Annotated in this window: 14 protein-coding genes and 1 pseudogene; 6 read left to right on the top strand and 9 right to left on the bottom strand. The window is 68.3% G+C overall.

What is annotated here, in order from left to right; all coding sequences use genetic code 11:
- Positions 1–101 precede the first annotated feature (101 nt).
- A complete protein-coding gene (locus tag ASD79_RS00820) occupies positions 102–1,052 on the bottom strand; it encodes a cation diffusion facilitator family transporter (protein ID WP_056719147.1) in 951 nt (316 codons plus the stop codon).
- Between the two features lie 446 nt (positions 1,053–1,498).
- Between ASD79_RS00820 and ASD79_RS00815 the strand changes: the two genes are divergently transcribed.
- On the top strand, positions 1,499–3,964 hold the full coding sequence (locus ASD79_RS00815; protein WP_056719145.1) for a calcium-binding protein: 2,466 nt from the start codon (positions 1,499–1,501) through the stop codon (positions 3,962–3,964).
- Positions 3,965–4,466: 502 nt separating this feature from the next.
- Positions 4,467–6,836 (top strand): annotated as a pseudogene (locus ASD79_RS25450) (calcium-binding protein); the annotation flags it as partial.
- Between the two features lie 150 nt (positions 6,837–6,986).
- Here the strand turns inward: ASD79_RS25450 and ASD79_RS00805 are convergent.
- Both ASD79_RS00805 and ASD79_RS00800 read right to left on the bottom strand, forming a co-directional pair.
- Complete coding sequence (locus ASD79_RS00805) at positions 6,987–7,748, bottom strand: bifunctional 2-polyprenyl-6-hydroxyphenol methylase/3-demethylubiquinol 3-O-methyltransferase UbiG (RefSeq protein WP_056719141.1); 762 nt, start codon at positions 7,746–7,748, stop codon at positions 6,987–6,989.
- A gap of 101 nt (positions 7,749–7,849) precedes the next feature.
- On the bottom strand, positions 7,850–8,947 hold the full coding sequence (locus tag ASD79_RS00800) for a citrate synthase/methylcitrate synthase (RefSeq protein ID WP_056719139.1): 1,098 nt from the start codon (positions 8,945–8,947) through the stop codon (positions 7,850–7,852).
- A 77-nt stretch (positions 8,948–9,024) separates the two neighbouring features.
- Between ASD79_RS00800 and ASD79_RS00795 the strand changes: the two genes are divergently transcribed.
- On the top strand, positions 9,025–10,179 hold the full coding sequence (locus ASD79_RS00795; protein WP_056719137.1) for a citrate synthase: 1,155 nt from the start codon (positions 9,025–9,027) through the stop codon (positions 10,177–10,179).
- Here ASD79_RS00795 and ASD79_RS00790 read toward each other — a convergent pair.
- From ASD79_RS00790 to ASD79_RS00780, 3 genes are all read right to left on the bottom strand, one after another.
- Entirely contained in the window at positions 10,176–10,499 is a 324-nt protein-coding gene (locus ASD79_RS00790) for a hypothetical protein (RefSeq protein WP_056719132.1), read from the bottom strand. The genes ASD79_RS00795 and ASD79_RS00790 overlap by 4 nt on opposite strands.
- A gap of 113 nt (positions 10,500–10,612) precedes the next feature.
- On the bottom strand, positions 10,613–15,142 hold the full coding sequence (gltB, locus tag ASD79_RS00785; RefSeq protein ID WP_156400303.1) for a glutamate synthase large subunit: 4,530 nt from the start codon (positions 15,140–15,142) through the stop codon (positions 10,613–10,615).
- 1 nt (position 15,143) lies between these two features.
- On the bottom strand, positions 15,144–16,592 hold the full coding sequence (locus tag ASD79_RS00780) for an NAD(P)-dependent oxidoreductase (protein WP_056719128.1): 1,449 nt from the start codon (positions 16,590–16,592) through the stop codon (positions 15,144–15,146).
- A 550-nt stretch (positions 16,593–17,142) separates the two neighbouring features.
- Here ASD79_RS00780 and ASD79_RS00775 point away from each other — a divergent pair.
- The 3 genes from ASD79_RS00775 (at position 17,143) to ASD79_RS00765 (ending at position 20,993) form a co-directional block, all read left to right on the top strand.
- Positions 17,143–18,639, top strand: a complete 1,497-nt coding sequence (locus tag ASD79_RS00775; protein ID WP_056719844.1) for a phosphomannomutase/phosphoglucomutase — start codon at positions 17,143–17,145, stop codon at positions 18,637–18,639.
- Positions 18,640–18,863: 224 nt separating this feature from the next.
- Complete coding sequence (locus ASD79_RS00770) at positions 18,864–19,673, top strand: undecaprenyl-diphosphate phosphatase (protein WP_056719843.1); 810 nt, start codon at positions 18,864–18,866, stop codon at positions 19,671–19,673.
- A 237-nt stretch (positions 19,674–19,910) separates the two neighbouring features.
- Positions 19,911–20,993: a GNAT family N-acetyltransferase gene (locus ASD79_RS00765; RefSeq protein ID WP_056719126.1), complete on the top strand. Its 1,083-nt coding sequence runs from the start codon at positions 19,911–19,913 to the stop codon at positions 20,991–20,993.
- 24 nt (positions 20,994–21,017) lie between these two features.
- Here the strand turns inward: ASD79_RS00765 and ASD79_RS23620 are convergent, their stop codons facing one another.
- From ASD79_RS23620 to ASD79_RS00755, 3 genes are all read right to left on the bottom strand, one after another.
- Positions 21,018–21,158: a hypothetical protein gene (locus ASD79_RS23620; protein ID WP_156400302.1), complete on the bottom strand. Its 141-nt coding sequence runs from the start codon at positions 21,156–21,158 to the stop codon at positions 21,018–21,020.
- A gap of 137 nt (positions 21,159–21,295) precedes the next feature.
- Positions 21,296–21,634 carry a DUF2218 domain-containing protein gene (locus ASD79_RS00760; protein WP_056719124.1) on the bottom strand — a complete coding sequence of 113 codons (339 nt, stop codon included), beginning with the start codon at positions 21,632–21,634 and terminating at the stop codon, positions 21,296–21,298.
- Positions 21,635–21,638: 4 nt separating this feature from the next.
- On the bottom strand, positions 21,639–22,214 hold the full coding sequence (locus ASD79_RS00755; RefSeq protein ID WP_162252319.1) for a PadR family transcriptional regulator: 576 nt from the start codon (positions 22,212–22,214) through the stop codon (positions 21,639–21,641).
- Positions 22,215–22,287: the final 73 nt, after the last annotated feature.

Below are 22,287 nucleotides of genomic sequence, written 5' to 3'. Positions count from 1 at the left end.
AACAAGCAACTGCTGCTGGCCTCTAGCGCTCAACCAGAACGATGGCGGGCGCCATTGTCAAGCTTTCGGGCGATGCGGGAGGCGTTTGGCCGAGCCTAGCCTCAGGAGGCGTCGCTGACGGTCCAGCCCGCCCCGGCGTGCGGCTCGGCGACACCGCGCGGATCGGGGTGGATCAGGATGTCGGCGGTCGGAAACGCCGCCAATACCCGGGTCTCGGCCTCGACCATCAGGGTATGGGCCAGGGCCAGCGGAGTGTCGGCGTCGAAATCCATGTGGGCCTGGACGTGGATGTTCGGTCCCGAGGCCCGGGTGCGCAGCTGGTGCACGCCCCGGACGCGCGGGTCGCCGGTCAGCAGGGCCAGGATGCGGGCGCGGTCGTCGTCGGGCAGTTCCCGGTCCATCAGCTGGTTGGAGGCCTCGCGGAACACCCCGGTCGCGCCCCAGATCAGCCAGGCGGCGATCAGCAGCCCGGCGGCGGCGTCGACCCAGGTCAGGCCCAGGAAGCCGGCGGCGGCGATGCCGACCAGGCTGACGGCGTTGGCGGCCAGGTCGGCGGCGTAGTGGGCCTTGTCTCCCGACACCGCCACCGAGCGGGTCCTGCGCATCACCTCGGCCTGGGCGCGGATCAGGGCCAGGGTCAGCAGGATCGAGACGACCATCACCACGACGCCCAGGGTCTCGGCGGCGATGGGCTTGGGATGGATCAGGCCCTTGATCGCCTCCTGGCCGATCAGGGCGCCGGAGGCGAAGACCAGGCCCGCCTGGGTCAGGCTGGAAAAGGCCTCGGCCTTGCCGTGACCGAACCGGTGCTCGGCGTCCGGCGGGGCGGCGGCGTAGCGCACGGCGAAGAAGGTCACCAGCGAGGCGATCAGGTCCAGTCCGGAATCAGCCAGCGAGGCCAGCATGGCCACCGAGCCGCCGGCCAGCCAGGCCGCGCCCTTGATGGCGATCAGGATCGCGGCCACGCCCACCGACAGGGTGGTGACCCGGCGGGTCAGAGCCAGGGACTCGGCGGCGGTGAGGGCGGTGGGGGGTTTCGATGTCGCGGACATGCGCCTGTCTAGCAAGGCCGCGCCCGTCGCCCCAGCAAGAACGACCGCGGTGGGCGCGGGCGACTTATCTTCGTTCGCAACACCCCCGTGGCACGCCCTGGCCGGTGCGACGGCGGCGACGTCGCACCCAATTCCATCGCGACCGGCTCGGCCGCCGACACCTGACCGGACGGGACGACACCTTCGTCTTCGCCCAGCCCGCCGCGACCGGATCTCCGACTTTGGGACCCGCGATGACGTCATCGACTTCACGGGCCATGCCGGCGCCGGCGTGACTCGGAGCGTGTTACAGATCGCGGCCGATACCTTATTGCCGTTCTCGAACGGCGACGGCATGGTTCCGGCCGGCGATGATTACTCCCGATTGCACGACAGCGAGAACATCCTGTTCAGCTGACCCGTTCAGATCGCGTCGCTAACCCGCGTTTGTTTCTAAGGATACGACCATGGCCGATATTGTGGGAACCGAAGTCGGCGAGACCCTGACCGGCACGCCCACCGACGACACGATCAGCGGACTGGGCGGCGACGATCGGCTGGAGGCCGGCGGCGGCAACAATACCGTCTCCGGCGGCGCGGGCGACGACGTCCTAGTCGACAGCGGCCAAGTCGACGGCAACGATATCTACGATGGCGGAGACGGCATCGACACGGCGGACTATTCCAACGCCCCCGTGCTCGAGTACGAGCATCAACCGGGTTTATACGTCCCCCTCGCGGTAAGCTTGGGGTTCGTGGGCCTGGACGATCAAGGCCGCCAGCTCACCTTGCGGGCCGGCCGAGACATTCTGATCAACATCGAGAACCTCCGGGCCGTGACGACCGGACCAGGGGCAGTATTTCTGCGCGGCAACGACCTCGCCAATACGCTGACTGGCGGACTGAGCAAGACCACGCTCTATGGCGAGGGCGGCGACGACAGGCTATACGGCGGTGGCGGGATCGACTGGCTGTATGGGGGCGATGGCATCGATACCGCCGTCTTCGAATTCGCCAACGGCGACGCCACGATCATACTGGGGGCCCGCAATTCGTCCTGGATCGGCACGGACGCAACCTGGATCGAATCGATCGAGAACGTCTGGATTCAGAACGCTTTCGACAACACGGTGCAAGGCACGGACGACGCCAACACCATCCTCACCGGCTCGGGTGACGACGCCCTGGAAGGTCGCGGCGGCGACGACATCCTGACCGCTGGCAGCGGCAATGACATTCTGATCGGCGGCGCGGGCGACGACGTCCTTACCGCGGGCAGCGGCGACGACGTCCTGTTCGGCAATACGGGAACCGATATTCTCGACGGCGGCGAAGGCAATGACGTGGCCATCTATGTGGACACCGCCGCCCCCGTGAATCTGGACCTGGCGCTCACAGGATTCCAGGATACCGGCGACGGCGTCCACCGGCTGAGCAGCATCGAGTACGTCTACGCGAAAACCGCCTTCAACAACTGGATTCTCGGCGACGACGCGGCCAACTCCATCCGGTCGGACGGCCAGGGCGACGATATCCTGGCGGGTCGTGGCGGTGACGACACCCTGTACGCCGGCGACGGCGAAGACCGGCTTCACGGCGGCGCGGGCAACGACATCCTGGACGGCGGCGACGGCGCGGACACGGCGGTCTATACCGACGCGACCTTCGCCGTGACCGTGGACCTGACGATCACCGGCTTCCAGGACACCGGCGGCGGCGGGATCGACTGGCTGAGCGGGATCGAGCATCTCGAAGTCCTGACCCCCTTCGACAACCTTCTCTTCGGCGACGCCAAGTCCAATGCGATCATCTCCGGCGCGGGCAGCGACACCCTGGTCGGCCGCGATGGCGACGACGTCCTCTTGGCCGGCGACGGCGACGACATCCTGAGCGGCGGCGCGGGCAACGACGTCCTGGGCGGCGGGGCCGGCAACGACGTGCTGGACGGCGGTTCGGGCGGCGACGTGGCGATCTATTCGGACGCGCTCGCCTCGCTGACGATCGACCTAGCGGTGGCCGGCTTCCAGGACACCGGCGGCGGCGGGAACGACAACCTGATCAGCATCGAGCACATCTACGCCGCCACGGCCTTCGCCAACACCATCCGCGGCGACGCGGCCGGCAACTCGATCACCGGCGGCTCGGCGAACGACGTGATCGACGGCCGCGGCGGCGACGACGCCCTGTTCGGCGGCGGCGGCGACGACCAACTCCTTGCGGGAACCGGCAACAACATTCTCGACGGCGGCGCGGGCGTCGACACCGCCTTTTTCACCCCCGACAATTCCTTCACCCTCAATCTGGCGGTGTCGGGCTTCCAGTTCGGCATCGGCGGCGCCCAAAGCGTGCACGACATCGAGAACGTGACGCTGACGGCCATCTTCGACGCCCGTCTCTATGGCGACGGGGCGAACAACACGCTGATCGCCGACCGGGGCAACGACACCCTGTCCGGCGGCGGCGGCGACGACGCGCTGTACGGTTTCAAGGGCGCCGACGTGCTGATCGGCGGAGCCGGAAGCGATTTCCTCGACGGCGGCGAGGGCGGTGACGTGGCGATCTATGTCGGCGCCACCGGGTCCCTGACCATCGACCTGGCGGTGACCGGCTACCAGAACACCGGCGGCGCGGGCCTGGACTCGTTCTCCAGCGTCGAGCACCTCTACGCGGCCACCACTTACGACAACTGGCTGGCCGGCGACGCGGCGGGCAACGCCATCACCTCCGGCTCGGGGAACGACACCCTGACCGGGCGCGGCGGCGATGACGTCCTGACCGGCGGGGCGGGCGACGACACCTTCGTGTTCGGCCTGGGCTCGGGCCGCGACCAGATCACCGACTTCGGGAACGGCCACGACACGATCGACCTGTCGGCCTATGCCGGAACCGGCGTGACCTGGACCACGGGCCAGCTGTTCGGCCCGTGCCGCTGAACATGCTGATCGTCCCCGAGCGCGGGGGCGTCGCCCGGGTCCGGCTGCTGATCGACTTCCTCGCCGAGCGGATCGGTGAGGTCCCGGCGACTCCGCGCCGCTGAACGGTTCGGCCTGGGCTCGGGCCGCGACCAGATCACCGACTTCGGGAACGGCCACGACACGATCGACCTGTCGGCCTATGCCGGAACCGGCGTGACCTGGACCACGGGCCAGCTGTTCGGCGACACCGTGGTGCAGTTCTCCAACGGCGACTGCATCGTGCTCAACGGCTACGACCACAGCCAGCTGACCCAGAGCGGCGACTTCCTNGACCTGGACCACGGGCCAGCTGTTCGGCGACACCGTGGTGCAGTTCTCCAACGGCGACTGCATCGTGCTCAACGGCTACGACCACAGCCAGCTGACCCAGAGCGGCGACTTCCTCTTCTCCTGACGCCCCGCGCGGGCGGCGTCATCCGAAGCGATAGGTCGCCGAGAGTCACATCGGAAAGGCGACGTCATGAACATCGTGGGCACGAACGCCGCCGAAACCCTGCTGGGCACGCCGGGTGACGACGTCATCGACGCCCTGGACGGCGCCGACGTCCTGTTTGGCGGCTATGGTGACGACGTCCTGAACGGCGGCGACGGCAATGACGCCCTGGGCGGTCAGCGCGGGGCCGACGTGTTGAACGGCGGGGCCGGGACCGACGTGGCGATCTATTCCGACGCCGAAGGACCGCTGTTCATCGACCTGGCCCTGGTGGGTCCTCAGGACACCCACGGCGCTGGGATCGACACCCTGATCGGCATCGAGCACGTCTATGCCGCCTCGGCCTTCAACAACGCCGTGCGCGGCGACTTGGCCGGCAATTCGATCACCGGCGGCGCCTTGAGCGACGGCCTCTTTGGCCGGGGCGGCGACGACGCCCTGTTCGGCGGCGGCGGCGCGGACACCCTCGACGGCGGCGAAGGCAACGACATCCTCGATGGCGGGCCCGACCAGGACACCGCGATGTTCGAAATCACCGGCGACTTCACGCTCGACCTGGCGGTGTCGGGTTTCCAATATGTCGGCGTCGACGGCTACAAGAGCCTGCACGATGTCGAGCGGATCCGCCTGATCGGCTCCCACGCCGCCCGCCTCTTCGGCGACGACCAGAACAACACCCTGACGGGCGGTGACGGCGACGACATTCTGGACGGCCGCGGTGGAACCGACCTTCTCAATGGCGGCACGGGCGACGACCTGTTGATCGCCGGTTCCGGAGGTGTCGGTACGCTCGACGGCGGGGCCGGCTACGACATCGCTGACTTCTCTGGCGCCACCGGAACGACAAGCCTGAGGATCAACTATCCCGAAGACCACGGGGCCACCCTCGCGACGGCCGGCGTCGAAATGGTGATCATCGACAACGCCTTCAACAACTATGTTCGCGGAGGCTTCGACAACGAAAGCGTCATCACCGGCTCCGGGGACGATTTTCTGAGCGGCTGGCTCGGCGACGACACTCTTTCGGCGGGCGCGGGCGCGGACAGGCTCGACGGCGAAGAGGGCGCCGACACCCTCCATGGCGGTCAGGGCGACGACCTGCTGATCGGCGGCCAGGGCGATGACGTCATCGATGGCGGCGACGACGTCGACACCGTCTTCTACTATGCCAACGCCAACGCGGTCGTGACGGTCGACCTGGCGCGGAGCGATGTCCAGGACACCGGCACGTTCGGGTCAGACCAGCTGACGAACATCGAGAACATCTACGCCTCCACGGGTCGCGACAATCACGCCTATGGCGACGCCGGCGCCAACCAGATCATCACCGGCTGGGGGAACGACATCCTGGACGGTCGCGGCGGCGACGACCAGCTCTATGGCTTTGGCGGCGACGACGTGCTGATGGGCGGGGCCGGCGACGACTTCCTCGATGGCGGCGACGGCGTCGACCTGGCGATCTATGCCGACGTCACCGGCGCCGTGACGATCGACCTGTCGACCCCACACTATCAGGACACCGGCGGCGCGGGCGTCGACGCCTTCGCCGGCGTCGAGGGTCTCCAGGTGGTGACGGCCTACGACAACCACCTCTACGGCGACGCTGCTGCCAACACGCTCACCTCGGGCGCCGGCGACGACATCCTAGCCAGCCGCGATGGCGACGACATCCTGGTGGCCGGTGACGGCGACGACGTGCTGATCGGCGGCGCGGGCGACGACCATCTCGACGGCGGGGCCGGAACGGACGTGGCGATTTATATCGATGCGGTCTCGGCCCTGACCCTGGACCTGTCGATCACCGCGATCCAGCAGACCGGCGGCAGCGGGATCGACCAGCTGGCGGGCGTCGAAAGCGTCTATGCCGTCACCGCTTTCGACAACCACGTCTATGGCGACGCGGCGGGCAATTCCATCACTTCGGGTTCGGGAAACGACACCCTGGCGGGCCGCGACGGCGACGACGCACTGCAGGGCGGCGACGGCGACGACGTGCTGATCGGCGGGGCCGGCAACGACATCCTGGACGGCGGGACCGGCGGCGACGTGGCGATCTATATCGACGCGACGTCCGGCCTGACCCTGGACCTGGCGCTCACCGGCTTCCAGCAGACCGGCGGCAGCGGCTATGACAGCCTGAGCGGCGTCGAGCACGTCTACGCGGTCACCGCCTTCGACAACCTGATCCTCGGCGACGCTGCCGGCAATTCGATCACCTCGGGCTCGGGGAACGACACCCTGACCGGACGGGGTGGCGATGACGTCCTGACCGGCGGGGCGGGCGACGACACCTTCGTCTTCGGCCTGGGCTCGGGCCGCGACCAGATCACCGACTTCGGGAACGGCCACGACACGATCGACCTGTCGGCCTATGCCGGAACCGGCGTGACCTGGACCNGACCTGGACCACGGGCCAGCTGTTCGGCGACACCGTGGTGCAGTTCTCCAACGGCGACTGCATCGTGCTCAACGGCTACGACCACAGCCAGCTGACCCAGAGCGGCGACTTCCTGTACTCGTGAGCAGGCCGCCCCGTCCTGACGCCGTCTAGGGGCGGTCGATCAGGGCGGTGAGGCCGCGCGTCGCGTAGTCCTCGGTCTCGTCCCACCACGGCCCCTTGCGGATCAGGTCGATGACCGGCTCCGGCGGGACCTCCAGCCGGTCTTCCCAGATCGCCCGAATGTTCATCGGACCGCTGTGCAGCCCCGAGATGACCGCGTTGCGCGGCTTGCGGGTGATCAGGTCGGTTTCAAAGCTCCATTCCAGGGCGCAGGCGACGACGTCGGCGTTGCGGCCCTCGTCCTGCAGCTGGCGCTCCATCTCGTCGGGGGTCATATGGAGGTGGCCCCAGAGGGGAATCGGATTGGTGTCGTCGGAGAACGCTACCTCGGACCCGATATGGCCCAGCATCGCATGATGCCCGCGCGCCGACGTCCAGATGGGGTGGCCATGGATCAGGCAGAAGCCGCCCGGTCGCAGCGCCTGGCGGATCGATTCCATCGCCTCGGGAATATCTTCCAGGTGTTCGAGCAGATTGATCCCGTAGATGGCGTCAATGCTCTCGGGCTCCAAAACCTTGGTGATGCATCGCGCGTCGATGACGGCGGTTTCGATCCGCTCGTCGACCACCCGCGCCCAGCCCTCGTGCATGTCGGACGAGATCACCCGGCCGGCGCCATGGTCCACGAAGCGCTTGGCCGATAGCAGCCACGGATCGGCGGCGATCTCCAGGACCGTCTTGCCTGCCAGGGGATAGTTGGCGGCGAGCGCATCAACCATCAGTTCGTGGAACGTATCGGCGGTTTTCATGGAGGTTTGCATAACCAAAGCCGACCGACTTGTAACCCCTTAGGTTGCGGCGCCCGCGAGGCGGCGGCGCGACGCCTGTTTTCCCATCGCCGCCGCGCGCCTTAAGCCGCCGCCTTGGTTCTCGGCCCCACATAGACCGACTGCGGACGGATCAGCTTGCCGGTCGCCAGTTGTTCCCGCGCATGGGCGATCCAGCCCGCCGTGCGGCCCATGGCGAACACGCAGGTGAAGCTGGCGGGCAGCAGCCCCAGGGCTTCCAGCAGCAGGGCGGTGTAGAATTCGACATTGGTGTCCAGCGGCCGGTCGGGCTTGCGCGCCCGCAGAATCCGCAGGGCCGCCTGCTCGACGGCCTCGGCGAAGGCCAGGCGGCCAGGCACGGCGCTGGAGGCCAAGCTCGCGTTTTGGGCCAACTGGCGGATCGCGGCCTTCAGGGCGTCGGCGCGGGGATCGCGGACCCGGTAGATGCGGTGACCGAAGCCCATCAGCCGATCGCCGCGGTCCAGGGCCGCCAGGATCCAGGTCTCGGCGTTGTCCGGCCTCCCGATGGCGTCCAGCATGTCGATCACCGGGCCGGGCGCGCCGCCGTGCAGCGGACCCTTCAGGGCCGAAATCCCGGCCAGCACCGCCGAGGTCAGGCCGGCCCGGGTCGAGGCCACCACCCGGGCGGCGAAGGTCGAGGCGTTCAGGCCATGGTCGCTGACGGTGACCAGATAGGCGTCCAGCGCCCTCGCCTCCCCGTCCGTGGCCGGAACGCCGCGCGTCATCCGCAGCGCGTCGGCGGCGTGCGACAGGGCGGCGTCCGGAGCGAGGGGCTGCTGGCCGGCCGCGACCCGCAGCACGGCCGGGGTGAACACGGCCGGGGCCGCGATCAGCAGCAAGGCGGTGTTCAGGTCCTCGCCATCCGGCAGCCGGGCGATCAGGGCGCGGACGGCCTCGACCGGGTCGCGGCGGGCCAGGCCCTCGTCCAGGGCGGCGACCTCGGCGAAGGCCCGGACCCGCGCGGCCCCCAGGGCAGAGGCGAGGTCCGACGGCATATTGTCGAAGAAGCCGTCGAGCAGCAGGTGGGCGACGTCCTCGAACCCGGCGCGGTGGGCCAGGTCCTCGACGGCGTAGCCACGGATGGTCAGGCGGCCGGCCTGGCCGTCGACGTCGGAGAGCACGGTGTGGGCGGCGATCACGCCTTCTAGACCTTCGGACATGGGAAAGGTCTCCTTTCGCCCCCAAGTCCACGCTCGTGGTGCTTGATCGTCAATCTTGATCAATGTAATCAATATAAATGGCCGATTGGATCGACGCGGAACAGGCGATTGCCGCCCTGGGGGTGCGAGCCCAGACGCTATACGCCTATGTCAGCCGGGGTCGGGTGGCTGCGGCCGCCCATCCGGACGATCCGCGCCGCAGCCTCTACCGCGCCTCCGACGTCGCCGCCCTGGCCGCCCGCAAGGCCCGGGGCCGGCGCGCCGCCGACGTGGCGGCCGAGGCCATCGCCTGGGGCGAACCGGTCCTGCCCTCGGCGATCACCACGGTGGTCGAAGGCCGCCTGTTCTATCGCGGCCAGGACGCGGTCGAGCTGGCCCGCATGCACAGTCTGGAGCAGGTGGCCCGGCTGCTGCGCGGGGGCCATGGCGCGCCGCTCAAGGGACCCGAGCCGAAGAAGCCCAAGAAAGGCGACACGCCGCGCGCCCGGCTGTTCTCGACCCTGGCGGTGCGGGCCGGGATCGACCCGCCGGCCCGCGGTCGCGCGCCCCTGGCCTTGGCGATGGAGGCCGCTGGTCTGCTGGAAGCCGCCGCCGACGCGGTCGCCGGGTCGATCGGCGACGGCCCGATCCACCACCGCCTGGGCGGGGCCTGGAAGCTGGACGCCCAGGGCGCCGACCTGGTTCGCCGGGCCCTGGTGCTGCTGGCCGACCACGAGCTCAACGCCTCGACCTTCGCGGTGCGGGTCGCCGCCTCGACCGGCGCCTCGCTTGCGGCGGCGTCCCTGGCCGGGCTGGCGGCGCTGTCGGGGCCCTTGCACGGCGGCATGGCCGCCCGGGTCGAGATGTTCGTCGACGAGGCCGAGCGGCGCGGCCCGACCCGGGCGGTGGCCGAGCGCCTGGCCCAGGGAGCGGCCATGCCGGGCTTCGGCCACCCGCTCTATCCAGACGGCGATCCGCGCGCGGCGGCCCTGCTGGGCGCCTTCACCGCTCCGCCGGTCCTGGCGCAGCTACGCGTGGAGACCGAGGCGGCCACCGGCCTGCTGCCCAATATCGACTTCGCCCTGGTGGCCATGGCCCACGCCCTCACCCTCCCCGCCGACGCGCCGTTCAGCCTGTTCGCCGTGGGTCGGATGGCGGGTTGGCAGGCCCACGCGATCGAGCAGCTGCAGACCGGGCAGCTGATCCGGCCGAGGGCGCGCTACATCGGGCCGAAAGCCGGAGTCGTGGCTTAGCGCCGGTTCCGGGCGTCCTCCACGAGCGACGTGCCCAGTGCTTCGCCTCGGCCCGCGCCACCAGCCCCGAACGCCAGGAACATCGCCAGGATCGCCAGGGGATGAGTGATCATCACGCTGCGCTCGTGCCAGGCGCTGTAGGCGAACGCCTGGGCGCTGACCTCAGCGTAACCCCCGTGGCTACCGACGAAATAGTGACCATTGGCGACATGACCGTTCAGCGCATCGCCGCCCAGCAGGTGTTCGCCGATCAGGAGGGCCACGAAGTTCAGCAGCGCTATAATGAACAGCGTGATCGCAAGGGACTTGAGGATGCTCATGACGCCAACCCCGGGTGAAGCGCTAGCATAGGCCCGCGGCGACAGCGACGCTATCGGCGCAAGCGTCGGGTGCTCCCGCCCGACGCTTGCGCCAAGCAGGAGCGAAGAACCGCCTAAGCCCGCTCGTGGACCGCCTGTTCCGCCGTCAGCGGCTGCGGCAGGCGCGAGACCATCTCCTTGGGACAGACCTGCCAGAACAGGTCCCGCACCCGGTCCCAGTCGCGCAGCAGGCTCTCGGCGAACACCGAGTCGGTCTCGCGGGCATGTTCGGCCACCAGCGACCGCAGCACGCCTTCCCAATAGGGCGAGGCCAGGCGCTGGACGACGATGCTGTCGGGGTTGATGTTGGCCTCGAACCGGCCGTGCTGGTCGAACACGAAGGCCATGCCGCCGGTCATGCCGGCCCCGAAGTTGGCGCCCGTCGAGCCCAGGATCACCACCTGGCCGCCGGTCATGTACTCGCAGCCGTTGGTCCCGCAGCCCTCGACCACCGTGGTGGCCCCGGAGTTGCGGACCGCGAAGCGCTCGCCGGCCTGGCCGGCCGCGAACAGCCGTCCGGCCGTCGCCCCGAACAGCACGGTGTTGCCGATCAGGGTGTTGGTCTCGGGCGCCGCCAGGCCGCGGGCCGGCTTGATGACGATCGTCGCGCCCGACAGGCCCTTGCCGACATAGTCGTTGGCCTCGCCGGTCAGCTCGATGCGCAGGCCCTGGACCGCGAAGGCCCCCAGGCTCTGGCCGGCCGAGCCCTTGAGCTGGACCGTCAGGTGGCCGGCGGGCAGGCCCTTCATGCCGAACTTGCGGACGATGTGGCTGGAGGTGCGCGAGCCGATCGAGCGAGCGGTGCTGCGGACCGTATAGGTCAGCTGCATCTTCTCGCCGCGTTCCAGCAGGGGCGCGGCGTCGCGGACGATCTGGGCGTCCAGGGTGTCGGGCACCGCGTTGCGGCCGCCCTCGACCGTGCAATAGGGCTTGTTGTGGCCCGGATCGGCGCGGACCAGCAGCGGGTTGAGGTCGAGGTCGTCGAGGTGCTCGCCGCCCCGGCTGACCTGGGCCAGCAGGTCGGTGCGGCCGACGATCTCCAGCAGGCTCTTGAAGCCCAGGCCGGCCAGGATCTCGCGGACCTCTTCAGCCACGAAGCTGAACAGGTTGATGACCTTTTCCGGCGTGCCGGTGAACTTGGCGCGCAGGGCCTCGTCCTGGGTGCAGACCCCCACCGGACAGGTGTTGGAGTGGCACTGGCGGACCATGATGCAGCCCATGGCGACCAGCGACGCGGTGCCGATGCCGAACTCCTCGGCCCCCAGCATGGCGGCGATGACCACGTCGCGGCCAGTGCGGATGCCGCCGTCGGTGCGCAGCACCACCGAGTGGCGCAGGTTGTTGAGGGTCAGCACCTGGTTGGCTTCCGACAGGCCCATTTCCCACGGGCCGCCGGCATATTTCACCGAGGTCTGGGACGAGGCGCCGGTGCCGCCGACATTGCCGGCCACCAGGATGACGTCGGCCTTGGCCTTGGCCACGCCGGCCGCGATCGCGCCGATGCCGGTGGCGGCGACCAGCTTGACCGTCACCCGGGCGATCGGGTTGATCTGCTTGAGGTCGTAGATGAGCTGGGCCAGGTCCTCGATCGAATAGATGTCGTGGTGCGGCGGCGGGCTGATCAGCATGACGCCGGGCGTCGCGTGGCGCAGACGGGCGATCATCTCCGTGACCTTGAAGCCAGGAAGTTGCCCGCCCTCGCCGGGCTTGGCGCCCTGGGCGACCTTGATCTCGATCTCGCGGCACTGGTTGAGATATTCGGCCGTGACGCCGAACCGGCCCGAGGCCACCTGCTTGATGGCGCTGTTGGGGTTGTCGCCGTTCGGCAGCGGCTTGTAGCGGGCGGAGTCCTCGCCGCCCTCGCCCGACACCGACTTGGCGCCGATCCGGTTCATGGCGATGTTCAGCACGCCGTGCGCCTCGGGGCCCAGGGCGCCCAGGCTCATGCCCGGGGTGACGAAGCGCTTGCGGATCTCGTTGACGCTCTCGACGTCGTCGGTCGAGATCGGGTTGCGGTCCGAGCGCCAGTCCAGCAGGTCGCGCAGCTGGATCGGCTTCTGCGTCCGCAGGCCGTTGGACCAGCGGCGATAGAGCTCGTAGTCGCCGGTGTCGCAGGCGCTCTGCAGGGTGTGGATCAGCCGCGCCTCGAAGGCGTGGCTCTCGCCCGAGCGGCGCAGCTTGTAGAGGCCGCCGACCGGCAGGGTGACGGCCGCCGGGCCCCAGGCCTTGCGGTGCAGCTCGACCGCCTTGCTCTCCAGCCCGGCCAGGCCGATGCCCGAGATCCGCGACGGCATGCCGGGGAAGAACTCGGCGGCCAGGGCGCGCGACAGGCCGACGGCTTCGAAATTGTAGCCGCCACGGTACGAGGAGATGACGCTGATGCCCATCTTGGAGATGATCTTCAGGAGGCCGCCCTCGATGGCGGTCTTGAAGTTGATGCACACGTCGCGCAGCGACTTGTCGCCGACCAGGCCGCGCTCCAGGCGGTCCTGGAAGCTTTCCTGGGCCAGATAGGCGTTGACCGCCGTCGCACCGACGCCGACCAGCACCGCGAAATAATGGGTGTCGAGGCATTCGGCCGAGCGGACGATGATCGAGACGTAGGAGCGCAGGCCCTTGCCGACCAGGTGGGCGTGGACACCGCCGGTGGCCAGGATCATCGGCAGGGCGACGCGGTCGGCTTGCGAGCCCTCGTCGGTCAGGACGATGGCTCCGCAGCCGCGCAGCACGGCGTCCTCGGCCTCGGCCCGGATGCGGTCGAGGTTGGCGCGCAGGGCGTCGCCGGGGCGCGCCTCGGGGGCCGGCAGCGGCATGGTGCAGTCGATGACCACCACGCTCTTTTCGCCCAGCAGGCCGTGGATGCGCTCGTACATGCCGGTGGTCAGGACCGGGCTTTCCAGCACGTAGACATCGGCCTGGGCCGCGTCCTGGGCCAGGATGTTGCCGAGGTTCTTGAACCGGGTCTTCAGGCTCATGACGCCGGTTTCCCGCAGGGGGTCGATCGGCGGGTTGGTCACCTGGCTGAAGTTCTGGCGGAAGAAGTGGCTGAGCGGCCGATACTTTTCCGACAGCACGGCCAGGGGCGCGTCGTCGCCCATCGAGCCGACGGCTTCCTTTCCCTCCTCGACCATCGGCGCGAGGACCATTTCCAGGTCTTCGAGGCTGAAGCCGGCGGCGGCCTGCCGGCGGGTCAGTTCCTCGCGGCCGTACCGGCGCGGCTCGGGGCCGGGGCCGATCTCCTTTTCGAGATCGACCATGTTGCCCAGCCACTCGGTATAGGGGTGGCGGCCGGCCAGTTCGTCGATGATGGCGTCCTCGCCGTAGAGCTTGCCTTCCGCCAGGTCGATGGCGATCATCCGGCCGGGCGAGATGGCCAGCTTGCGGGTGATGCGGCTTTCCTCGACGCCGCACATGCCCGCTTCCGAGCCCATGATCACCAGACCGTCGTCGGTATAGGCCACGCGCAGCGGCCGCAGGCCCGAGCGGTCCTTGCCGGCCACCACCCAGCGGCCGTCGGTGGCGCACAGGGCGGCCGGGCCGTCCCACGGCTCCATCACCGCGTTGCAGTAGGAATAGAGCGCCTTGTGCGAGGCGCTCATGTGCGCGTTGGCGGCTTCCGGCACGAGCAGGGCCTTGGCCATCGGCGCGTCGCGGCCGGCCCGGACCAGCACCTCGAAGGTGTTGTCCAGGTTGGCGCTGTCCGAGCCGCCCGGCTGGATCACCGGCTTCACGTCGTCCCCGAACTCACCGAAGGCGTCGGCCGCCATCTTGATCTCGTGGGACTTCATCCAGTTGATGTTGCCCTTGATGGTGTTGATCTCACCATTGTGGGCCAGCATCCGGAACGGCTGGGCCAGGCGCCATTCGGGGAAGGTGTTGGTCGAATAGCGCTGGTGGAAGATCGCCACCGCCGCCGAGAACCGCTCGTCCTTGAGGTCCGGATAGAACTCGTCGATATGCTCGGCCAGGAACATGCCCTTGTAGATCAAGGACTTGGCCGAGAACGAGCACAGGTAGAAGCCCGACAGGTTCTGGGCGTGGACGCGCTTTTCGATACGCTTGCGGCACAGGAACAGAGCGCGCTCCAGCGCCTCGCCCTCCAGGCCGGCCGGGGCGGCCAGCATGATCTGCTCGATCTCGGGACGGGTGGCGTTGGCCTTCTCGCCGATCACCGAGGTGTCGACCGGCACCTGCCGCCAGCCATAGATATAGAAACCGAAGCGCAGGGCCTCGGCCTCGACGATCGTCCGGCAGGCCTCCTGGGCGCCCAGGTCGGTGCGCGGCAGGAACACCTGGCCGACGGCGATCGGGCCCTGGCGCAGGGCGTGGCCGGTGCGGCGCACCTGGTCGACGAAGAAGTCCTGCGGCACCGAGACCAGCACGCCGGCCCCGTCGCCGGTCTTGCCGTCGGCGTCGACCGCGCCCCGGTGCCAAAGGGCCTTCAGGGCCTTGATCGCCAGCTCGACAACCTCGCGGCGCGGCTGGCCGTCGATGGCGCAGACCAGGCCGACGCCGCACGCGTCGCGCTCGGTCGTCGGGTCATAGGCGTGGCCGTCGATCAGGGCCTGGCGGTTCTTCAGATAGAGGTCGAGTTCGGACATGATCTTACTCCGCCGCGATCAGCGCCGCGGCGCCGGTCTTGGTCTGCAGGTAGCGGCCGATGGCGTCGGCGGCGTCGCGGCCGTCCTTGATCGCCCAGACCACCAGGGAGGCGCCGCGCACGATGTCGCCGGCCGCGAACACGCCGTCCAGATTGGTCATCTGGTGGCGAACGTCGGCCTTGACCGTGCCCCAGCGCGTGGTCTTCAGGTCCGGCGCGCCGAACAGCTCGGGCAGGTTCTCGGGCTCGAAGCCCAGGGCCTTGACCACCAGCTGGGCCGGACGGTCGAAGTCGCCGCCCTCGATCTCTTCCGGAGTCTGGCGGCCGGAGGCGTCCGGAGCGCCCAGGCGCATGCGGATGGAGCGCACGCCGGTGACGCCGGTGGCCTCGCCCATCACCGCGCGCGGCGCGGCCAGCCATTCGAAGATCACGCCCTCTTCCTCGGCGTTGGCCACTTCGCGCAGCGAGCCGGGCATGTTGGCCTTGTCGCGGCGATAGAGGCAGGTGACCGAGGTCGCGCCCTGGCGGACGGCGGTGCGCACGCAGTCCATGGCGGTGTCGCCGCCGCCGACCACCACCACGTCCTTGCCGGCCGCGTTCAGCACGCCGCTGTCGTATTCGGGGACGCTGTCGCCCAGGCCCACGCGGTTGGAGGCGATCAGGTAGTCCAGCGCCGGCGTCACGCCTTCGCTGCCGGCGCCCGGGACGGTCATTTCACGGGCCGCGTAGACGCCGGTGGCGATCAGCACGGCGTCGTGCTGGTCGCGCAGGTCCTGCAAGGACGCGTCGCGGCCGACCTCGAAGCCCAGCTTGAAGTCCACGCCGCCGTCGGCCAGGCGCTGGGTGCGACGCTCGACCACGTCCTTTTCCAGCTTGAAGCCGGGAATGCCGTAGATCAGCAAGCCGCCGGCCCGATCGTGGCGGTCGTAGACGGTGACGTCGTAGCCGTCCTCGCGCAGCATCTCGGCCGCCGACAGGCCGGCGGGACCGGCGCCGATGATTCCCACCGACTGGCCGCGGGCCGGACCGGCGGCCAGCGGCTTCACCCAGCCCATCTCCCAGGCCTTGTCGGTCAGATAGCGTTCGACCGAGCCGATCGTCACCGTTCCGTGACCCGATTGCTCTATGACGCAGTTGCCTTCGCAGAGGCGGTCCTGCGGGCAGATTCTACCGCAGACCTCGGGCATGGAATTGGTGGCCTGCGACAACTGATAGGCTTCCTCCAGCCGGCCTTCGGCGGTCATCCGCAGCCAGTCGGGGATGTTGTTGTGCAGCGGGCAGTGGGTCTGGCAGAACGGCACGCCGCATTGCGAGCAACGCGAGGCCTGCTCGGTGGCCTTGGCGTCGATGAAGTCGGCGTAGATCTCGTGGAAGTCGCCGTTGCGCGCCTCGGCCGCCCGCTTTTCGGGCGTCTTGCGGGCCACGGTCGTGAATTTCAGCATGCGCTCGGCCATGCGACTTCCCTCGTCCCCGCTTCCGGGGAAAAATTTGCGTGCGAGGGCCTCATACGGACTCTTTGGGGCAAGAAGAATGCATAGGTCAACTTAGTGGACAAATAACTTGACCCTTCAATCCTTGTTACTGAGAACGCCTCTCAACTATCGGGCATAGTGGTCTATTTTTTTGACAATTGCGCTTTCGGCTGGAATTTGACCGCCAGTCCATGGGCGGATTTCTCGACCCCCGCCCCGCGTCGCGAAGGCCGCGCCTCGCCCTTGTTAAAGGGTAGCCCCGCCAAAGGAGCGGCGGGTCCGCATCGACTTGGGGCATTGCCTTAAGCAGTCGTCCGCTTTAACAAGCTGCCAATGCGCGGGCTCAACTTAGACGCTCCATCCAACAACCCAGCGCCAGCTAAAGGGCACGGGAATTTCCAGAACCGAGGCATCTATCTCTGTATTTCAGACCCTGTCGTGCCGGCCGGGATTGATGTCTTCGCCCCGAACACGAAGCCAAGATTAGTCTAACTCTGATAAACACCACGCATTACAAATGAAGCGAGCCCAGATGTTCTCCGCCCCCCGCGCCGACCTCGTCCCCAACACCGCCGCCTATGAGAACGAGCCCTTGGTCAAGGCCACCGGGTTTCGCGAGTACGACGCGCGCTGGCTGTTCGGACCGGAGATCAACTTGCTGGGCGTGCAGGCCCTGGGCCTGGGCCTGGGGACGTACATCCATGAACTGGGGCTGTCGAAGATCGTGGTCGGCCACGATTTCCGTTCCTACTCCGCCTCGATCAAGCAGGCCCTGACCCTGGGCCTGCTGTCGGCCGGCTGCGAGGTTCACGACATCGGCCTGGCCCTGTCGCCGACGGCCTATTTCGCCCAGTTCGACCTCGACATCCCCTGCGTGGCCATGGTCACCGCCAGCCACAACGAGAACGGCTGGACCGGCGTCAAGATGGGCGCCCAACGCCCGCTGACCTTCGGTCCCGACGAGATGGGCCGGCTGAAGACGATCGTGCTGGGCGGCCAGTTCATCGAACGGGACGGCGGCAAGCTGATCCGCGTCGCGGGCGAGGCCGAGCGCTATATCGCCGACGTCGCCAAGCGCGCCCAGATCACCCGGCCGCTCAAGGTGATCGCCGCCTGCGGCAACGGCACGGCCGGCGCCTTCGCCGTCGAGGGCCTGCGTCGCATGGGCGTGAGCGAGATGATCGGCATGGACACCGAGCTCGACTACACCTTCCCGAAATACAATCCGAACCCGGAAGATCAGGAAATGCTGCACGCGATGGCCGCCGCCGTCCGCGAGCACGGCGCGGACCTGGCCTTCGGCTTCGACGGCGACGGCGACCGCTGCGGCGTGGTCGACGACGAGGGCCAGGAGATCTTCGCCGACAAGATCGGCCTGATGCTGGCCCGCGACCTGGCCCCGCTGCATCCCGGCGCGACCTTCGTGGTCGACGTGAAGTCCACGGGCCTCTACGCCACCGACCCCATCCTGGCCGCCCATGGCTGCAAGGTGATCTACTGGAAGACCGGCCACAGCTACATCAAGCGCAAGAGCGCCGAGCTGGGCGCCCTGGCGGGCTTCGAGAAGAGCGGCCACTTCTTCATGAACGGCGACCTGGGCTACGGCTACGACTGCGGCCTGACCGCCGCCGCCGCCATTCTGGCCATGCTGGACCGCAATCCGGGTCTGAAGCTGTCGGACATGCGCAAGGCCCTGCCGGTGGCCTTCACCTCCCTGACCATGAGCCCGCACTGCGGCGACGAGGTGAAGTACGGCGTCGTCGACGACGTGGTGAAGGAATATCAGGACCTGTTCGCCGCCGGCGGCTCGATCCTGGGCCGCGGGATCACCGAGGTGATCACCGTCAACGGCGTGCGCGTGCACCTGGAAGACGGCTCGTGGGTGCTGGTTCGCGCCTCGTCCAACAAGCCCGAGATCGTGGTCGTGGTCGAGAGCACCCAGACCGAGGACGACATGCGCGCCCTCTTCCGTGAAGAGGTGAAGCCGCGCCTGGGTGATCGGGTCGGCAAGTACAACCAGGAAATCTAGGCCGGCCGCCAAGCCGAGTGACTCCTTATCGTTCTGCTTCGGCGAGAAAGAGCCACGTACGGCGGCCCCCGGAAGACAAATGGGCCGATGATGGCGACAGCGGTTGTCACCGTCACGGCGCCTCCTCAATCTGGCCCTCAATACCGGTAAACCCTCCGTTTACCGTGTCGGGCGCACGCCCGGCGCCAAGCTTTTTGCAGGCCCCCGCGCCTAGAGGAATGACGATGCCGGATTGGCTGATCGCGATCGTGCTGGGCCTGGTCGAGGGCCTGACGGAATTCATCCCCGTCTCGTCGACGGGCCATCTGTTGCTGACCAAGATCGCCCTGGGCCTGACCGACCCGGCTTGGGACACCTTCATCGTGCTGATCCAGCTGGGCGCGGTGCTGGCCGTGGTCGCCCTCTATTTCCAGCGCCTGTGGGCGGTGGTGGTCGGCCTGCCGACCAGGCCCGAGGCCCGCCGCTTCGCGCTCAGCGTGATCATCGGCTGCATCCCCGCCTTCGTCGCCGGCCTGGCCCTGCACGGGGTGATCAAGCACTTCTTCGAGAACCCGTTCCTGCCGCAGGTGATCTGCGTGTCGCTGATCATCGGCGGGGTGATCCTGCTGATCGTTGACAAGAAGGCCCCGCCGGCCCGCGAGCTCGACGGCATGGCGCTGAGCCTGAAGACCGCCCTGTTCATCGGCCTGTTCCAGTGCCTGTCGCTGCTGCCGGGCGTCTCGCGCTCGGGCTCGACCATCGTCGGCTCGATGTTGCTGGGCGTCGAACGCAAGGCGGCCGCCGAGTTCTCGTTCTTCATGGCCATCCCGATCATGGTCGGGGCCTTCGTGCTCGATCTCTACAAGAGCTACGACCAGATCGACGCCAGCCACGCCGGCGCCATCGCGGTGGGCTTCGTGGTGTCGTTCCTGTCGGGCCTGGTGGTGGTGAAATATATGATCGACTTCGTCGGCAAGCGCGGCTTCACCCCCTTCGCCTGGTGGCGGATCGTGGTGGGCGTGATCGGCCTGGGGCTGATCTACATCCCGCGCTGAGATCGTGGAGGCCCCCCGGAACGCCGCGATCCGGATGCAAGGGGTCCTGGGCTGAACAACAAGGCCCGGGATGACGGGTTGCGAGGGCGAGAACGGTCGAAGCCGCCGACCGGTGATTATGCCGCAAGCCCGACGAACGTCGTTCTTCGGTCCGTAAACCCTCGTTCAATCTATCGGCGGCATGATCTTGGCCGAACATCCGGCCAAACTTCCGGCCTGGCCCGGATCGAGGTTGCCTTGAAGATCGACGTCGTCCCCGCCTTGGAACTGTCGCCGGAGGTCAGCGCGAGCTGGTCGGCCGCGCAGGCGTCCGCGCCGCGTTTCGACAGTCCGTTCCTTTCGCCCCAATGGGCGCAAGCCGTGGCGCGCGCCCAGGGCCCGGCCAGCGGCGTCCAGGTGGCGATCCAGAACGACGTCGCCGGCCTGCCGGCCGCCTTCCTGGCGGTGCGCCGGCGCGGCTCCACCGCCATGCCGGTCGGCGCGCCGATGTGCGACTACCAGGCCATCGTGACCCGCGACGACTTCCCGGCCGATCCCCGCGCCATGCTGCTGGCCCTGGACGTGTCGCGCTACGACTTCTGCCACATGCAGGCCGACGACCCGGCCTTCCACGGCCACGGCCGGGGCCAGAACACCTCGTGGATCGTCGAGCTCGCCGAGGGCTACGACGCTTATGAGGCCCAGCGCAAGGCGGCCGGGGTCGGGGCGCTCAAGGACATCGACAAGAAGCGCCGCAAGGCCGAGCGCGAGGTGGGCCCGGCCCGCTTCACCGTCCTGTCTGACTCGCGCGCCGATTTCGAGCAGCTGATCGCCTGGAAACGGGCCCAGCTGGCGGCGACCGGCCAGACCGACCTGTTCAAGACCCCTTGGGTCATGCGGCTGATCGAGGCCCTGTTCGAGACCCGTGACCCGCTGTTCGGCGGCGGGCTCTACACCCTGCACCTGGGCGACGAACTGGTGGCGGCGCATTTCCACCTGCGCGGCGGCGGCACGATCCACGGCTGGCTGATCGCCCACGATCCGAAGTTCGAGCGCTATTCGCCGGGGCTGCTGCTGTTCCAGGACATCCTGCGCGGCATGGACGACAGCCCCTACCAGCGACTGGACCTCGGGGCCGGCGACTATCGCTTCAAGCGCGAACTGTCGAACCGTCAGCAGAGCGTGATGTTCGGTTTCCTGGGCGCGCCCTCGGTCTCGACCCTGGCGCGCAAGGCCGCCTACGGCCTGCGCGAGGTCGTCGAATCCCTGCCCCTGGGTCCGGTGTCGGCCCTGCCGGGCAAGGCCATGCGGCGGATCGACGTACTGCGCGGCCTACGCTGACGCGGCCGGCCAGCGATCAAGCCCCTAGATGGCGCGGATGATCAGCATGGCCAGGCCGGCCCACAGCATGAGCGTGAAGACGGTGACGACCAGAAGCCCGCTCGGGCGGACTTGTCGACGGCTTGCGCGCGCGCGAAACGCGGCATCGCGAACCACGTGACCCATGGGTTTCCTCCACAGCCCTCTAGCGGGGCTTGCACGAGAAGGAGACGCCTGTTCCGGAGATCATGCAAGCGACCTTGACCGTGTGTCTCAGGTCAGAATCCAAAAATTTCCGTGATTGGCGCCCTATTCGTGGGCATTTACGACATGACGCGGTTGATCCGCAGGGTCGGCGGGTCGATCCGCCCCGCCTCCCAGGCCCGTGTCCAGGCCAGCCGGGCGACCGGTTCGCGGAACGCGAAGCGCAGCAGGTGCTCGGCGACCACGTCCTCCAGCCTGGCCAGGCTGTCCAGTTCCGCGGCCTCGACGGTGACGTTCAGGCCGTCCGGTTCGGCCAGCATGACACAGGTTCCAACCGGCAGCGGGATCCGCGCCGAGGTGGCGTCGAGCGCCACCTCGAACCTGTGGCTCCAATGCTTGGCCAACTGGGTCATGTAGCGCGCGGCCTTGTCGGTGTTCAGGCGGGCATGGCTCTGCATGACGCTAGATCCCCTCGATGGCGGCGGCCGCGTCGTCCAACACCTTGGCGATGGCCGAGATCTGCTCGGGCGTCAGCTGGCCGGCGGTCAGCTTCAGGCGCAGGGCGGTCTTGACGTTCTCGCGGGCCCGCATGATCTGCGGCGAGAAGGCGGCGCTCTGGGCGGCGGCTTCGGCCATGCGGGTGAACAGGCCGTGGACCGGTTGGCTGTTGCTCTCCAGGAAGGCGCGGCCCTCGTCGGTGATCGTATAGAGCTTCTTGCCGCCGCCGGCGTCGGCCGCGGTGACGTAGCCCAGCTCCTCGAGCAGGGTCAGGGTCGGGTAGATCACACCGGGGCTGGGGGTATAGGCGCCGCCGGCGGCGGTCTCGACGGCCTTGATCAGCTCGTAGCCGTGGCTGGGCTTGTCGGCGATCAGCTTGAGCACGACCAGGCGCAGATCGCCGTGGTCGAAGAACCGGCCCATGCGGCCGCCGCGGCGGTGATGGCCTTCATGGCCGTGGAAGCCGAACGGGTGGCGGCTGTGAGCGCCGCCATGGCCGCCGGGGCGGCCGGGATGGTGGTGGAAATGACGTCCAAACATGTGGTTTTAGATCCTGTTTCGTTATATCGAAGTTATAGATATATCGGATTAGGATCAGGTCAAGAGCGGATTT

The organism is Caulobacter sp. Root655, assembly GCF_001427665.1.
Lineage (GTDB): Bacteria > Pseudomonadota > Alphaproteobacteria > Caulobacterales > Caulobacteraceae > Caulobacter.
The sequence above is the reverse complement of the archived record's forward strand: the minus strand, read 5'-3'. Positions and strand labels throughout refer to the sequence as shown.

What these genes read in the sequence shown, in the direction of transcription:
- ASD79_RS00820 (WP_056719147.1), bottom strand. Translation starts at nt 1,052, where the DNA reads ATGTCCGCGACATCGAAACCCCCCACCGCCCTCACCGCCGCCGAGTCC.
- ASD79_RS00815 (WP_056719145.1), top strand. Translation starts at nt 1,499, where the DNA reads ATGGCCGATATTGTGGGAACCGAAGTCGGCGAGACCCTGACCGGCACG.
- ASD79_RS00805 (WP_056719141.1), bottom strand. Translation starts at nt 7,748, where the DNA reads ATGAAAACCGCCGATACGTTCCACGAACTGATGGTTGATGCGCTCGCC.
- ASD79_RS00800 (WP_056719139.1), bottom strand. Translation starts at nt 8,947, where the DNA reads ATGTCCGAAGGTCTAGAAGGCGTGATCGCCGCCCACACCGTGCTCTCC.
- ASD79_RS00795 (WP_056719137.1), top strand. Translation starts at nt 9,025, where the DNA reads ATGGCCGATTGGATCGACGCGGAACAGGCGATTGCCGCCCTGGGGGTG.
- ASD79_RS00790 (WP_056719132.1), bottom strand. Translation starts at nt 10,499, where the DNA reads ATGAGCATCCTCAAGTCCCTTGCGATCACGCTGTTCATTATAGCGCTG.
- ASD79_RS00780 (WP_056719128.1), bottom strand. Translation starts at nt 16,592, where the DNA reads ATGGCCGAGCGCATGCTGAAATTCACGACCGTGGCCCGCAAGACGCCC.
- ASD79_RS00775 (WP_056719844.1), top strand. Translation starts at nt 17,143, where the DNA reads ATGTTCTCCGCCCCCCGCGCCGACCTCGTCCCCAACACCGCCGCCTAT.
- ASD79_RS00770 (WP_056719843.1), top strand. Translation starts at nt 18,864, where the DNA reads ATGCCGGATTGGCTGATCGCGATCGTGCTGGGCCTGGTCGAGGGCCTG.
- ASD79_RS23620 (WP_156400302.1), bottom strand. Translation starts at nt 21,158, where the DNA reads ATGGGTCACGTGGTTCGCGATGCCGCGTTTCGCGCGCGCGCAAGCCGT.
- ASD79_RS00760 (WP_056719124.1), bottom strand. Translation starts at nt 21,634, where the DNA reads ATGCAGAGCCATGCCCGCCTGAACACCGACAAGGCCGCGCGCTACATG.
- ASD79_RS00755 (WP_162252319.1), bottom strand. Translation starts at nt 22,214, where the DNA reads ATGTTTGGACGTCATTTCCACCACCATCCCGGCCGCCCCGGCGGCCAT.